Here is a 14,318-nt window from a genome sequence, read left to right on the forward strand (position 1 = left end):
GGATGAAAGGGATAATCGTAGTTAGGCCGAAAAGTACGGATCAGGAGGGAAGAGGCACTTTCGCCGCCTCGGGGTTGCCCGCGGCCGGATTCTCCGGTGCCCTCGCGGCCGGCGTCTGCGGCTTCGCCGCGGCCGGAGTCTCCCCCTTCGCCGCGGCCGGCGCCTCCGGCTTCTTGGCAGCGGGCTTCTTCGGGGCCGGCTTCTTGTCGCCGGTGAAGGCCTCGTACTCCTTCATGACCTCCTCCGTCGGCCCGTCCATGCGCAGCTCGCCGCGCTCCAGCCACAGCACCCGCTCACAGGTGTCCCGGATCGACTTGTTGTTGTGGCTGACCAGGAAGACCGTGCCCGCGTGCTGCCGCAGCTCGCGGATCCGCGCCTCGGAACGCTTCTGGAAGGAGCGGTCACCGGTGGCCAGCGCCTCGTCGATCAGCAGGACGTCGTGGTCCTTGGCGGCGGCGATGGAGAACCGGAGACGGGCCGCCATGCCGGAGGAGTACGTGCGCATCGGCAGGGTGATGAAGTCGCCCTTCTCGTTGATCCCGGAGAAGTCGACGATGTCCTGGTAGCGCTCCTTGATCTGCTCCCGGGACATGCCCATGGCGAGGCCGCCGAGGTGCACGTTGCGCTCGCCCGTGAGGTCGTTCATCAGGGCCGCGTTGACGCCCAGGAGGGACGGCTGGCCGTCGGTGTAGATGTGTCCGCTCTCCACCGGGAGCAGTCCGGCGACCGCCTTGAGCAGGGTCGACTTGCCGGACCCGTTGGTGCCGATGAGCCCGATCGCCTCGCCCTTGTACGCGACGAACGACACCTTCTTCACCGCGTGCACCTTGCGCACGCCGGCCGCCTTCTCGGTCTGCTTGCGGCGCAGGATGCGGTTGAGGGCGGCGGTGGCGGTGCCGCGGCCCGCGCCGGTGCCGTTGACCCGGTAGACGATGTCGACGTCGTCGGCGACGACGGTGGGGACCTTCTCTTCGCTGTGCTCAGCCACGGCCGTACGTCTCCTCAGCCTTCCAGAAGTAGATGAAGCCGCCGACGCCGGCGAGCAGGGCCCAGCCGGTGGCCGCCGCCCACACGTGCGGGGGCAGCGACCTGGCGTGGAAGCTGTCGATCAGGGCGAACCGCATCAGGTCGATGTAGACGGCGGCCGGGTTGAGCTGGAGCAGGACGGTCACCAGGTGGGGCAGCTTGTCATGCTCGGTGATCTTGTCGATGCTCCACATCACGCCGGAGACGTACATCCAGGTGCGCAGCACGAAGGGCATCAGCTGGGCGATGTCCGGGGTCTTGGCGCCCATCCGTGCCACGAGCATCGACACGCCGGCGTTGAAGGTGAACTGGAGCACCAGGGCCGGGACGGCCAGCACCCAGGAGAGGGCGACCGGCACGCCGAAGACGAGCAGGATGACGACCAGCGCGGCCATCGAGAACAGCAGCTGCTGGAGCTGCTGGAGCGCGAACGAGATCGGCAGGGCGGCGCGCGGGAAGTGCAGGGCGCGGACCAGGCCGAGGTTTCCGGAGATCGCGCGGGTGCCGGCCATGATCGAACTCTGCGTGAACGTCCAGATGAACACGCCCGTGACCAGGAACGGGACGTAGTCCGGCACGTGCTGCTTGGTGCCGAGCAGCACGCCGAAGATGAAGTAGTAGACCGCCGCGTTGAGCAGCGGGGTCATGACCTGCCAGACCTGGCCGAGCTTCGCCTGGCTGTACTGCGCGGTGAGCTTGGCGGTGGCGAAGGCGCTGATGAAGTGGCGCCGGGCCCACAGCTGGCGGACGTACTCCGGCAGGGTGGGGCGGGCGCCGCTGACCGACAGCCCGTGCCGGGCGGCCAGAGCCGCGAGGTCGTCGTCGGCCGGGGCCTGTGTCGGGGGCGGTGTGTGGAGGACCTGGCTCACATCCGCTGCTTTCGCTCGGGGGAGGGGGGTGCTGCGTATCCGACTGTCGCCGGGGCGGCCGCGTCCGTTCCCGTCGACCGGCGTTTCCTTACGCTTCTCTTCACGTTCTCTTACGTCGGGACGGGACCGTATCGTCGCCACGTGAGACTAGGCCCAGTGGACGTCGGAACGCAACCGTTTCGTCGCAACGCCCTATGCTGTGCGGTATGACGACGAACGCCGCCGGATCCGCCGACGAGCCGCCGACGCGCCCACGCCGCCGGGTCCCCGCCGGAGCGGCCGTGCTCCGGGAGGACGTGACCGAGGCCATCCGGGCAGCCGTCTTCGAGGAACTGGCGGCCGTCGGGTATGCGCGCATGTCCATCGAGGGAATCGCGCGGCGGGCCGGGGTCGGCAAGACGGCGGTGTACCGGCGCTGGCCCTCGAAGCTCCATCTGGTCCTGGACGTCGTCTCGGCGATGGCGGTGACGGGCTTCCCGGTCCCCGACACCGGCTCCCTCGAGGGCGACCTGCGCCTCCTCTACGAGGTCACCTCCCGTGCCCTGCGCCACCCCGTCGCGTCCCAGATCATCCCCGACCTCCAGGCCGAGGCCGCGCGCAGCCCCGAGATCGCGGAGGCCTTCCAGAAGGCGCTGCGGGACGGGCAGGAGGGGGTGGCCAGCAAGGTCGTGGCGGCGGCGGAGAAGCGGGGGGAGCTGCGGCCGGGAGTGGATCCCGACCTCGCCCTGGATCTGATCTCGGGGCCGCTGTACTGGCGCTCGGTGGTGGTCCGCTCGCCGAAGCTGCCGAAGGGCTACCTGGAGAAGCTGGCGCGGGCCACGGCGGGGGCGCTCAGGGCGTTGTGAGGCGCGCTGCGGCTGCCCGCGGGCCACGGCGCCTCGAACGGCCGGCGGCGCGGCAGCACCGTGGGGGCGCGGGGAACTGCGCGCCCAGCCCCTGCGCACACCCCCTGCGGGCCGGCAGACGAGGACCCGCACGGCAACGGCGGGTCTTCTACGACCGCGCACGCATGGCAACGGCGGGCCTTCTACGACCGTGCCGCCTCCGGATGCCACCGCACCCAGCCCTCCCACGCCGAAGTGATCATGTCCTGGACGTCGTACTTGGCGTGCCAGCCCAGTTCCGTGCTGATGCGGTCGGCCGCGGCGACGACGCGGGCCGGGTCGCCGGGGCGGCGCGGCGTGACGGTCGGGGGGCGGTCGTAGCCGGTGACCGCGTTGATGCGGTCGATCATCTCGCGCACGGAGACGCCCTCGCCGCGTCCGATGTTGAGAGTGAGATCGGTGCCGGGGGAGGACTGCAGGGCGCGGGCGACCGTCACGTGGGCCTCGGCCAGGTCGACCACGTGGATGTAGTCGCGGACGCAGGTGCCGTCGGGGGTCGCGTAGTCGTCGCCGAAGATGCGCGGCGGGGTGCCCTCGGTAAGGCGTTCGAAGACCATCGGGATCAGGTTGGACACGCCGGTGTCGGCGAGTTCCGGGGTCGCCGCCCCCGCGACGTTGAAGTAGCGCAGGGACGCCGTGGCGAGGCCGGTCGCCCGCCTGGTCGCGCGGACGAGCCACTCGCCGGCCAGTTTGGTCTCGCCGTAGGGGGAGAGCGGGTGGCAGGGTGTCTCCTCCGTCACGAGGTCGACGTCCGGCATGCCGTAGACGGCCGCTGAGGAGGAGAACAGGAAGGACGGGATCTCCGCCGAGATCACGGCCTCCAGGAGGATCCGCAGGCCCTCCACGTTCTCCCGGTAGTAGTGCAGCGGGCGGTCGACCGAGTCACCCACCTGTTTCTTCGCCGCCAGGTGGACGACCCCGGTGATCTCGTGCTCGGCGAGGGCGCGAGCGAGCCGGTCCGCGTCCAGGACGGAGCCGCGCACCAGCGGCACCTCGGCCGGCACGCGCTCGGCGATGCCCGTGGACAGGTCGTCGTAGACGACGGCACGCTCGCCCGCCTGCGTCATCGCCCGGACGACGTGTGCCCCGATGTATCCGGCACCGCCGGTGATCAGCCAGGTCATGTGCGGCCGTCCCCTCGTCAGCTCGTCGGTCGGTCCGAGTCTCAGTGAAGCAGGCGGCGGAGCCGGCCGCGGACCACCTTCAGCACGCCCCGTGCACCGGTCGCCACACGCAGCGCCAGCGCGCCGGAGTGAGTGGCGTGCGGGTGCGCCAGGAGTACGCCGTGCCGGACGCTCAGGAGGGCGCACCGGCGCAGCCGGCCGGCGCCCGTCACCGCGTGCGCCGTGACCTCCCGCTCCGCACCGTCCGCGAACCGCAAGGTCAGCCGCAGGTCCCAGGTGTCGTTGCCGAACGCGCCCAGGGCGACGGGCAGCTCGGCCCACCACAGGTCCGCGCCGGAGGGCGTGAGGGTTACCGTCGTGCGCCCGCGCGTGCGGCCGTCCGCCCGTGCCTGCCACACCACATCCACCTCGCGCGGGCCCGCCTCGGCGATCCGCCCGTACAGCTCGTGCAGCCGCAGGCGCAGCAGTGAGGCACGCGCGCGCGGACGCAGTTCCGCCTCCACCGCGAGGGGGAGCGCGGCAACGGGCAGGGTCAGGAGTGCGGCCAGGGAGACCTGGGGCAGGTCGGGCGACCATACGGGGGTGCCGTCGCCTGTGCGGGCGTAGGGCGGGAGCAGCCGCGCCGGGCGGGCGGCGAGTTCACGCAGCCGGGGCAGGTCGCGCGGCTCGGGCGAGGCCAGGACGACCCGGGCGAGCAGGCGGCCGGGAGCGGCGGGGTTCCGCTCCCAGTCGGTCGCGTCGTAGCGCTCGAGGTACGCGCGGGTGTACGTCCACCATGCGCGCCGGTAGGGGGCGTCGTGCAACGCCAGCTCACGTGCGTACATGCGCACCTCGTGGTCGAGGAACTTGGCGCGCGCCGCCCGCGCCAGCTCCTTCTGCCCGGCGCCCAGCAGAATGTCGTACGCCAGTGCGCACGCCTCGACACGCGCCGTCCAGTTGTCGATGCGCGCCCGGTCCAGCGAGAGTGACAGCTCCTCGGCCGACCGGCGCACCTGCCACACGTACACCCGGTCCGGTACGAGCACGATGCGCGGGCTCGCGGCCAGTACCCGCGCGGTGAACACGAAGTCCTCGTAGAGGAAGCGGCCCTCGGGGAAGCGGATGCCGTGGTCGCGCAGGAAGCCGGTGCGGTACAGCTTGTTCACGCACAGCGTGTCGTGGACCAGCCGGGGGCGCTGGGAGGGGCGCGCGAGCACGGCGGGCGCCGTGTAGAGGGCACCCTGCCAGGGCTGTTCCCGGCCGGCAGGCAGTTCGCGGCGTACGCACAGCCCGCTCGCCACCTCGGCGTCCGCCTCCTCGGCCGCCGCCAGCAGCGCGTCCACCGCACCGGCCGGCAGCACGTCGTCGCTGTCCAGGAACATCACGTACGGCGCCCTCGTCGCGTCCATCCCGGTGTTGCGCGGGCTGCCGCAGCCGCCGCTGTTCACACCCCGGCGCACCACCCGCAGCCGCGGCTCGCCGTCGGCCAGCCGGGCCAGCAGCTCGGCGCTGCCGTCGGTGGAGCAGTCGTCCACGGCGATCACTTCGGCGACCGCGGGGCCCTGCGCCAGCGCCGAGCGCACGGCCTCGCCCACATGGGCGCGGTCGTTGTAGCCGATGACGACGACGGCGACCTCGGCGGCCGGAGACGGTGACGGTGCCATTGCCGGTGCGGGGTGCGGGTCTCGCGGTTCTGGGTGCATGGGTTCCACGGGCCGAAAACAGTGAAATGTGCGGTATACCCCGTTACGAGACGCTTAGTGCTCGATCCGGAAGACGGTCCGACCCTGGCCGGGGTTCCGTGACCGCCGCGGTCTTTCCGGCCGGCGGCCGCGCGGCCCGCCACAGCCGCAGGAACGACAGCACCGCGGCGGCCGTCAGCAGCCCGTTCCGGGCCAGCATCAGCAGGCAGCCCGCCCAGGTGCCGTCGACGACCTCGCGGTAGTACAGCGGGAACGCCACCGTGCTCAGCGCGGACGCCGCCAGGATCAGCGCCGCCACCGGCCGCTGGCTGGTGTGCCGCGAGGTCAGGCACACGGCGGCGAGCCCGATCAGCCAGATCATGTACTGCGGGCTGATCACCCGGCTGGTGACCGTGAACAGCAGCACCGCGCTCAGTGCCGCGTCGTACGGCGTGGCCTCGCTCCAGTGCCGCGCCCGCACCCGCCACAGCAGCAGCAGCCCGAAGGCGAGCGCGGTGAGGGCGAGGCAGACGGTGGCGACAGCGACCACGTGCGGGCCGACGAGTTCGATCGCGCCGTACCGGTAGCGGGTCCGGCCGGACCAGCCGGCGTGCCGGGCCAGGTTGAGCGCCGTACCGCCGAGCGACTCGATCTGCACGCCCCGGCCGCCCTGCTCCCGCAGGAAGGACAGCGGGTGGGCGAAGAAGACCGCGAGCAGCCCGAGGCAGGCGACCCCGGCGCCCGCCGCCCATGCCCACGCCGTGCGGGTCGTCCGTCCCCGGGGCGTGCCCAGCAGCGCCAGCGCCGGCCACACCTTCACCAGGCCGCCCAGCGCGGCGAGCACGCCGCCCGCGCGCGCGGAGCGCGCCGATGCCAGCAGGGACAGCACGGCGAGGGCGGTGACCTGGACGTCGTACCGGGCGAGCGGCAGCTGCAGCAGCAGCGGCAGACCGCCGATCCACACGGCCGCGCCGAGCAGACTGCGTCCGGTCCGGACGCCCGCGCGGATCAGCGCCGCCGCGGTCAGCGCGTCCACGGCCAGCGTGAGCGTCACGAACGCCTGAAAGTACGTCAGTCCCGGCAGCAGACCCGGCGCCAGCAGGACCGCGCCCGCGCCCGGCGGGTACTGCCACAGCGTGTCGTGCACCGGGAAGGCGCCGTGCGCGAGGACCTCGTACCACTGGAAGTACAGCCGCCACACCTCCCGGGTCACCGAGCCGCTGCCCAGCAGCCGGGCGCTGTTGTGTTCGAGCAGCCACAGCATCAGGGCCCGGGTGATGAGCCACATGGCGGTGATGGCGAGGACCGGGCCGGAGGTGACACGGAGACGGTTCATCACATGGGAGCGTAGGCGGTGCGGATGGTGTATCCATGCTGATACGCCGTCAAGCGGCGCAAATATTGGCTAATCGCAAGAGATCGGGCCATGGTGAACGTCGGGCTTCCTGCGAAACCGCAGTCGCGTCGGGCGGCTGGAGCGACCACTGCCGCGCCGACCGGTGCAACGAGCCAGGCACCGCAACGGGTACCGTGGCGCGCCCGGGCGCGGCTGAGCCGGGCCGTCGCCGTGGCCGTGCCCGCGCTGGTGATGCTGCTGCTCGGGCTCTGGCGGCTCGACCGCGGCGGCATGTGGCGGGACGAAGCCGTCAGCTATCAGGTCGGGCGGCGTACGGTGCCGCAGATCTGGCGGCTGCTGCACGAGGTCGACGCGGTGCACGGCCTGTACTACCTCTTCCTGCACGCCGTCCTGGCCGTGCACCCCGGCGAGGTCGTCCTGCGCCTGCCGTCGGTGTGCGCGGCGGCCGTCACGGCGGGGCTGGTGGCCGCGCTCGGCACGCGACTGGCCCGCCCGCGCGTCGGGCTCTGGGCGGGCCTGCTGTACGCCGTCACGCCGATGGCCGGCCACTACGCCCAGGAAGGCCGCTCGTACGCCCTCGTCGCGGCCGGCGTCGCGGGTGCGACCCTGCTGCTCGTGCGGGCCGTCGAGGGGGGTTCCTGGTGGCCCTACGGCGCTCTCCTCGGCCTCACCTGCTGGCTGCACGAGTTCGCGGTCCTGCTGCTCCTCGCGCACGCGGCGACGCTGGCGCTGGCGCGGGCGGGGCGACGGGTGTGGCGGGGGTGGGGGTGTGCGGCGGGGGCGGTCGTCCTCGGGCTGCTTCCGATGGTGCTGGTGTCGCAGGGGCAGTCGGCGCAGGTGGCATGGCTGAGGCCGCCGACGATGGACACGGCGGAAGCCCTGCTGCGAAGATTCCTCGGCCCGACGGACGGGGTGTACCGGGTCTGTCTCGTGCTGGCTCTGCTGGGCCTGCTGGGGCTTGTGGGGCGGCGGGGGAAGGTCACGTGCGCGGGGGTGGGGCTGCCGCTGGCGGTGGTGCCGCCGGTGGTCCTGATGCTGGCGTCACAGGTGTCGCCGCTGTACGTCGACCGGTACGTGCTGTTCGCGCTGGCGGGGGCGCCGTTGGTGGTGGCGGCGGGGGCCGAGCGGGTGGCCGGGGCGGTGGGGCGCCTGCGGGCCGGTGGACGCCGTATGCCCGGCGTCCCCGGAGCCCCCCGCCACTCCTGGCTCCGCTCCGCCGGCGGGACCCCCGTCGCCCTGCGCGGCACCTGCCCCCACCACGGTGGCAGGCTCACCCCGCACTCCCTTCCGCGAGCCCCCTACGTCACCCTCACCGGCATCCTCGCCATCGCCCTCTCCCTCGTCCACCAGTTCCCCGTCCTGCACAAGGACCGGGATCCCGGGCGGCGGGCCGACGACCTCGCCGCCGTCTCGCGGGTCGCCGGGCGGGCGATGGGGCCCGGGGACTCCGTGGTGTTCCTGCCGGTGCAGCTGCGGAACGTGGCGCTGACGTATCCCCGGGCCTTCCGCGGGGTGCGGGACGTGACGCTGGCGGCCGGGGCGGCCGGGTCGGGGACGCTGTACGGGCGGGAGGCCGGGCCGGCCGAGGTGCGCCGGAGGCTGGCGCGGCTCGACCGGGTCTGGGTCGTCGCGGACCGCAGGATCCTCGCCGGCCGCTGGGCCCCGCGCAGCCCCGTCGAGCGGGCGAAGTACGCCGTGCTGCAGCAGGAGTTCACCGGCCGTGAGCAAACGGTGCTGCACGGGGTGACCGTACGGCTGTACGTCCGCCCGGTCAGCGCCCGCCCCGCGCCTCCGCCTGCGCCGCCGCGTCCAGCGCGGTCGTGAGCTGGTCGAGCCGGGCGCGCAGTTCGACGATCTCCTCCAGGGCGAAGCCGGTCGCCGTCATGATCCGGCGCGGCACCTCCAGGGCCCGCTCGCGCAGCGCCACGCCCTCCTCGGTGAGGTGGACCCGCACCGACCGCTCGTCCTCGGCGCTCCGCTCGCGCCGTACCAGTCCGGCCCCCTCCAGCCGCTTGACCAGCGGGGAGAGTGTGCCCGAGTCGAGCCGCAGCTGCTCGCCGAGCTTCTTGACGGGCAGGTCGCCCTGCTCCCAGAGCACCAGCATCACCAGGTACTGCGGGTAGGTGAGCCCGAGGTCCTTGAGGATCACGCGGTAGACGCCGTTGAAGGCGCGCGACGCGGCATGCAGCGAGAAACAGATCTGGCGGTCCAGGCGGAGCCAGTCCGTGCCGGGGGTTTCGGGGGTGGTGGGCGTGGCGGTCATGTCTCCAGGGTAGCTCTTGCGGACCATTTAGTTGTGCACAACTTAATTGTGTGCTCTACTTGTGGTCGTACGGCGGCCGGGACAGGCGCCGCCGGAACACCGACTTCGCAAAGGGATGGTCTTCATGGACGCGCTCTACACCGCCGTCGCCACCGCCACCCACGGCCGCGAGGGCCGTGCCGTCTCCTCCGACGGCAAGATCGACCTCAGGCTGGCCCCGCCGGTGGAGCTGGGCGGCAACGGAGAGGGCACCAACCCGGAGCAGCTCTTCGCCGCCGGCTACGCCGCCTGCTTCGGCAGCGCCCTCGGCCTCGTCGGCCGTCAGGCGAAGGTCGACGTCAGCCAGGCGGCCGTGACCGCCGAGGTCGGCATCGGCAAGCAGGGCGAGGGCTTCGGGCTCAAGGTGACCCTGCGGATCGAGCTGCCCGACACCGTGGACGAGGCGACCGGCCGCAAGCTGGTCGAGACCGCCCACCAGGTCTGCCCGTACTCCAACGCCACCCGCGGCAACATCGAGGTCGACCTCGTCATCGAGTAACCCCCTCAGCGGCCCACGGGGGTGCGGCCCTACGGGGTGGAGAAAGCGCGGACGCCGGGCACCCGGCGTCCGCGCTTCCGTGTGCCGTGATCACGGCTCGCCCGTCACCTCGGCGAGTGCACCCGTTCCGTGGCGGGTGCGGGCACGACCGCGGCCGCCCGAGGACCCGGCAGCTGCTCGCCCAGCAGCACCGTGCGGACGACGCGCTCGGCGGCGTGCCCGTCGTCGAACTCGCAGAACCGGGCGCGGAAAGCGGCCCGCAGGCCCGCCGACTCCTCGTCCTGCCAGGTCCCCGAGGCGAACAGCCATGCCAATTCGCGGTAGGAGCGGGACACATGGCCCGGCGCCTCGGCGGTGATGTCGAAGTAGGCGCCCCGGCTCGCCGCGAACGCGTCCCAGTCGTCGGCGTGGATCACGATCGGCCGGTCCAGGTTGGCGTAGTCGAACATCAGGGCCGAGTAGTCGGTGACCAGCACGTCGGCGGCGAGCATCACGTCCTCGACGTGCGGCTCGTCCGTCGCGTCGACCAGCACGCCGCGCGCATGCAGATCGGCGAGCCCGAGGCCGCGCGCCGTGCCCGTGGCGAGGGAGGGGTGCAGGCGGACGACGAGGGTGTGGCCGGCGCCGAGGTCCGCGGCGAACCGGGCCAGGTCGATCCGGTCGACGTGCCCGCCCCGCCGGTACTCGCGGCGGGTCGGGGCGTACAGCACGACCGTGTTCCCCTCGGGGACGCCGAGCCGCGCGCGGACGGCCGCGGCACGCCCGGCGGGGGCGTCGACGAGCACGTCGTTGCGCGGGCTGCCGGTCCGCAGCGAGGTGAAGTGGCAGGGGTAGGCCCGGTCCCACACCAGCTCGGAGTGCCGGTTCGCGACCAGGCTCAGGTCCCAGCGGTCGGCGCGGTGCAGCATCTTCGGCACGCTGAACCCGTGCCGGGCGCCGGGCTTGTCCAGCAGGTCGGCGCCCATGTACTTGAGCGGGGTGCCCTGGTGGGTGTGCAGGTGGACGCTGCCGGGGCGCTTGGCCAGGGAGCCGGGCCAGTTGACGTTGTTCACCCAGTACGTGGCCCGCGCCATGACCGCGTGGTAGCGCCGCGAGCCCGGCGTGACGTGGTCGATGCCGGGCGGCAGCGCGTCCACCGCGTCCTCCCGCACCACCCACACGCCCCGGATGTGCGGAGCGAGTTCCCGGGCCTTGGCGTGGATCGCGGCCGGGTCGCCGTGCACGCCCGCGTGATGGGACGCCGAGTAGACGGCGAGGTGCGGGTCCAGCGGGAGCCTCGACCGGACGCCGTACCAGCCGCGCCGGGCCGCCTCCGCCGCCCTGCCCACCGTCCGCCGCTTGCCGGCGCCCGCCAGCCTGCGCAGCCCACGCGCACCGCGCAGCGCCGCGTACGACGCGTACGGCGCCGACGCCAGCAGCCGCATCTCGGTGCCGCGGTCGCCGTCCGGCGGGGTGAAGCCCTCGGGACAGTGACGCTGGTGGAAGGCGCGCATCTCGCGGTAGAAGTCGCCGCGGTCCGCCACGGTCACCCGGTCCTCGCGCGCGATCACGAACAGCATGTGGTCCAGGGCCCGTTCGAACAGCAGCGGCCGCGCCCACGCGAGGTCCTCGCGCTCCTCGACGAACGCGAACAGGCCCTCGTACTGCGCGAAGATGTCGAAGTGCCTGCGTCCCGGGGTCTTGGTGATCGCGCCCTGCCGGCGCTGCCGGTACTCGACGCCGATCCGGTTCAGACAGGCGATGCGCTCCGCAAGCACCATCGACCGGTAGGTGACCGGCGCGTCCTCGTACAGACCCGGCGCGTACTGCAGGCCGTGCCCCTGGAAGAACGCACGCCGGTACGCCTTGTTCCAGGCGACCAGGAACAGGCGGATGTACTGCGGGCTCTGCCGGAGGCCGAAGACGTCCTGGCCCGCTGCCGCCAGCAGCGCGGAGGCGTCGCTGGGGCCGCCCCGGCCCCACCAGTGGGTGCGGACGTGGTCGAAGACCAGGATGTCCGGGTCCTCGGCGCTCCGCAGCCGGTCGGCGACGGCGGCCAGCAGACCCGGGGTGTAGAAGTCGTCGCTGTCGAGGAAGAGGACGTAGTCGCCGCGCGCCTGCTCGAGCCCCGCGTTGCGGGCCCGGCCGAGGCCGACGTTCTCGGGCAGGTGCAGCACCCGCACCCGCTCGTCGCGCTCCGCGTACTCGTCGAGGATCGCGCCGCAGCCGTCGGGCGAGCGGTCGTCGACGGCGATCACCTCGAAGTCCGGGTACGACTGTCCGAGCACCGAGTCGATGCACTCGTGCAGGAAGCCCTGCACCTTGAAGACGGGGACGATGATGCTGAAGCGGGGCACTGCTGAGCTCAGCTCCTTACGAGGGTGGAGGCGGCGGGGGCCGGGACGCGCTCCGCGAGCGGGACCACGGGCGGGATCGACTCGGGCGGCTCGCCCAGCAGCACCCGGCGTACGACACGCTCGGCGGCGTGCCCGTCGTCGAACTGACAGAAGCGCTCGCGGAAGGCGGACCTGGCCGCGGCGGACTCCGCACCCGACCACGAGCCGTCGCGGAAGACCCGGGCCAGCTCGCCGGGCGTCCGGGCCACCGGGCCCGGCGGGCTCTCCATCAGGTCGAAGTAGACGCCCCTGAGCTCCCGGTAGACCTCCCAGTCGTCCGCGTACACGACGACCGGCCGGTCCAGGTTGGCGTAGTCGAACATGATCGACGAGTAGTCGGTGATCAGCGCGTCCGCGGCCAGGCACACGTCCTCGGACGAGCGGTGCGCGGTCACGTCGATGATCCGGCCGGCGGTCCGCGCGGCGCCCCGGTCGTAGAAGTAGTGGGCGCGCAGCAGGACGACGAAGTCCTCGCCGATCTCCTCGCAGAAGGCCTCCAGGTCCAGGCCCGTCTCGAAGCCGGTGTGGTGGTCGCGGTGCGTGGGCGCGTAGAGCAGGGCCGCCTTGCCCTCCGGGATCCCCAGCTCGCGCCTGACGCGGGCCACGTCGTCCGCGGTCGCCGTGTAGTAGACGTCGTTGCGCGGATAGCCGTACTCGAGGGTCTCGTGCACGGCCGGGAAGGCCCGTTCCCACATCTGGGTCGAGTGCCGGTTGGAGGTGAGGTTGTAGTCCCAGCGGTCGACGCGGGACAGCAGCTTGGCGAAGCTGCCGGTCGCGGCGGCCACCACGGGGTACGCCGCCTGGTCCACGCCCATCTTCTTCAGCGGGGTGCCATGCTGCGTCGACAGGTGCACGCTGCCCTCGCGCTTGACGACGGCGTCGGCGAAGTTGGCGTTGTTCACCAGGTACTTGGCGCGGGCGAGCACGTCCCAGTACTTCGCGCTGCCCATCACCGCGTACTCGACGCCCTCCGGCATGGTGCGCGCCTGGTCCGGCTCGACCAGGAACACCGAGCGCAGGTGCGGGGCGAGTTCGCGGGCCTTGGCATGGATCGCGGCGGGATTGCAGGCGTAGCCGCGGCCCCAGTAGGCGCTGTAGACGACGAGGTCGGTGTCCAGCGGGCGGCGCAGTGCGCGTGCGTAGCGCAGGCGCGTGCGCACCATGCGCGGGCGCGGGAGGCGGCCGGCCGCCCTGGACGCCGACCGGTTGACGCCGCGCAGGGCACGGAAGGCCGTGTACGCGCCGGTCGCCAGCAGCCGGTGCTGCACGCCGACGCTGCCGCCCGGCATGCGGAAGCCGGCCGGGCGGTGCCGGCGGTAGAGCCTGCCCGCCAGCCGGAAGTAGGCGCGGCGCTTGGCGGGCAGCCGCCGGGGGTGGGCGGCGGTCTTCAGCACCGCCGCGAAGAGCTGCTCGAACAGGTGGGACGTCCGCTCGGCGGACACGCCCTGTTCGGCGGCGCGGGTCAGCACCAGGTCGGTCTGGGCGAGCAGTTCGAAGTGGTGCTCCCCGGGACGGCCGAGCCTGCTGCCCTGCCTGCGCGCCAGATGCCGTACGACGACCTCGCGCAGGACCGCCACCTTCTCGGCCTTCAGCATGACCAGACCGCCGAAGCCGACGTCGGTGAAGTGGCCGTCCGGGAAGGTGAGTTGCTGCTCGGCGAGGAAGGTCCTGCGGTAGGCGGCGCTCCACGCCGGGAGCTGCACGCCGGTCAGCTGCGGCGCCTCGTCGGGGGAGAAGACGCCGTCCGGTGTCTTCGCCAGGAGCGGCGCGGCCGGGTTGGTGGTCTCGCCCTCCCACCACGGGACGCGCTCGTGCTCGACGTGCAGGACGTCGACGTCGCCCGTCTCGGCCAGGCGGGCGTCCAGCGCCGCCAGGGCGCCGGGGGCGAGGACGTCGTCGCAGTCCAGGAACAGCAGGTACGCGCCGGTCGCCGCCCGCATCCCGGCGTTGCGCGCCCCGCTCGGACCGGCGGACGGCGGCGAGTGCACGGGGGTCACCCGGCAGTCCCGCTCGGCACAGCCGGCGGCGACCCCGGCGGCCGGGGCGTCGGGGTCGCCGCAGACCGGGATCAGCTGCAGGTCGCCGAAGGACTGGCCGAGGACGGAGTCCAGCGCCTGGGACAGCCGGCCGGCGACCCCGTGGGACGGGACGATGATGCTGAAGCGGGGCATTCTGTTCTCTCTGTCGTCTTGCGGACGCGGCCGGGCCGCCCCGCCGGACG

11 protein-coding genes are annotated in these 14,318 nt (G+C 72.9%); 3 read left to right on the plus strand and 8 right to left on the minus strand.

The genetic code is table 11. The features are described 5' to 3' along the window. Positions 1 to 40: 40 nt before the first annotated feature. The gene (locus tag ACZ4SF_RS00125; RefSeq protein WP_468376014.1) at positions 41 to 988 is read right to left on the minus strand and encodes an ABC transporter ATP-binding protein; all 948 of its coding nucleotides are present in this window, start codon (positions 986 to 988) and stop codon (positions 41 to 43) included. Then, positions 981 to 1,895, minus strand: a complete 915-nt coding sequence (locus ACZ4SF_RS00130) for an ABC transporter permease (protein ID WP_468376016.1) — start codon at positions 1,893 to 1,895, stop codon at positions 981 to 983. Before ACZ4SF_RS00130 ends, ACZ4SF_RS00125 begins: the two co-directional genes overlap by 8 nt. A gap of 206 nt (positions 1,896 to 2,101) precedes the next feature. Here ACZ4SF_RS00130 and ACZ4SF_RS00135 point away from each other — a divergent pair, with 206 nt between their 5' ends. Then, a complete protein-coding gene (locus ACZ4SF_RS00135; protein WP_468376018.1) occupies positions 2,102 to 2,740 on the plus strand; it encodes a TetR/AcrR family transcriptional regulator in 639 nt (212 codons plus the stop codon). Between the two features lie 182 nt (positions 2,741 to 2,922). Here the strand turns inward: ACZ4SF_RS00135 and galE are convergent, their stop codons facing one another. The 3 genes from galE to ACZ4SF_RS00150 all read right to left on the minus strand — a co-directional run bounded on the left by galE (position 2,923) and on the right by ACZ4SF_RS00150 (position 6,900). Continuing rightward, entirely contained in the window at positions 2,923 to 3,903 is a 981-nt protein-coding gene (gene galE, locus ACZ4SF_RS00140; protein ID WP_468376021.1) for a UDP-glucose 4-epimerase GalE, read from the minus strand. A gap of 41 nt (positions 3,904 to 3,944) precedes the next feature. Then, positions 3,945 to 5,546: a glycosyltransferase family 2 protein gene (locus tag ACZ4SF_RS00145; protein ID WP_468376024.1), complete on the minus strand. Its 1,602-nt coding sequence runs from the start codon at positions 5,544 to 5,546 to the stop codon at positions 3,945 to 3,947. A gap of 82 nt (positions 5,547 to 5,628) precedes the next feature. Beyond that, positions 5,629 to 6,900: a glycosyltransferase 87 family protein gene (locus tag ACZ4SF_RS00150; protein ID WP_468376027.1), complete on the minus strand. Its 1,272-nt coding sequence runs from the start codon at positions 6,898 to 6,900 to the stop codon at positions 5,629 to 5,631. A 231-nt stretch (positions 6,901 to 7,131) separates the two neighbouring features. Between ACZ4SF_RS00150 and ACZ4SF_RS00155 the strand changes: the two genes are divergently transcribed. Further along, positions 7,132 to 8,745 carry a glycosyltransferase family 39 protein gene (locus ACZ4SF_RS00155; protein WP_468376030.1) on the plus strand — a complete coding sequence of 538 codons (1,614 nt, stop codon included), beginning with the start codon at positions 7,132 to 7,134 and terminating at the stop codon, positions 8,743 to 8,745. On the opposite strand, the gene ACZ4SF_RS00160 is transcribed toward ACZ4SF_RS00155, so the two are convergent. Next, positions 8,693 to 9,184, minus strand: coding sequence for a MarR family winged helix-turn-helix transcriptional regulator (locus tag ACZ4SF_RS00160; RefSeq protein ID WP_468376032.1), 492 nt, complete (start codon positions 9,182 to 9,184; stop codon positions 8,693 to 8,695). The genes ACZ4SF_RS00155 and ACZ4SF_RS00160 overlap by 53 nt on opposite strands. A 124-nt stretch (positions 9,185 to 9,308) precedes the next feature. Between ACZ4SF_RS00160 and ACZ4SF_RS00165 the strand changes: the two genes are divergently transcribed. Further along, positions 9,309 to 9,722, plus strand: coding sequence for an organic hydroperoxide resistance protein (locus ACZ4SF_RS00165; protein ID WP_468376035.1), 414 nt, complete (start codon positions 9,309 to 9,311; stop codon positions 9,720 to 9,722). Between the two features lie 104 nt (positions 9,723 to 9,826). On the opposite strand, the gene ACZ4SF_RS00170 is transcribed toward ACZ4SF_RS00165, so the two are convergent. Both ACZ4SF_RS00170 and ACZ4SF_RS00175 read right to left on the minus strand, forming a co-directional pair. Then, positions 9,827 to 12,058 (minus strand): bifunctional glycosyltransferase/CDP-glycerol:glycerophosphate glycerophosphotransferase, encoded by a 2,232-nt coding sequence (locus ACZ4SF_RS00170; protein ID WP_468376038.1) that lies wholly within the window; start codon positions 12,056 to 12,058, stop codon positions 9,827 to 9,829. A gap of 8 nt (positions 12,059 to 12,066) precedes the next feature. Continuing rightward, complete coding sequence (locus tag ACZ4SF_RS00175) at positions 12,067 to 14,268, minus strand: bifunctional glycosyltransferase/CDP-glycerol:glycerophosphate glycerophosphotransferase (protein WP_468376040.1); 2,202 nt, start codon at positions 14,266 to 14,268, stop codon at positions 12,067 to 12,069. Positions 14,269 to 14,318: the final 50 nt, after the last annotated feature.

Source organism: Streptomyces sp. NPDC027663 (assembly GCF_055566415.1).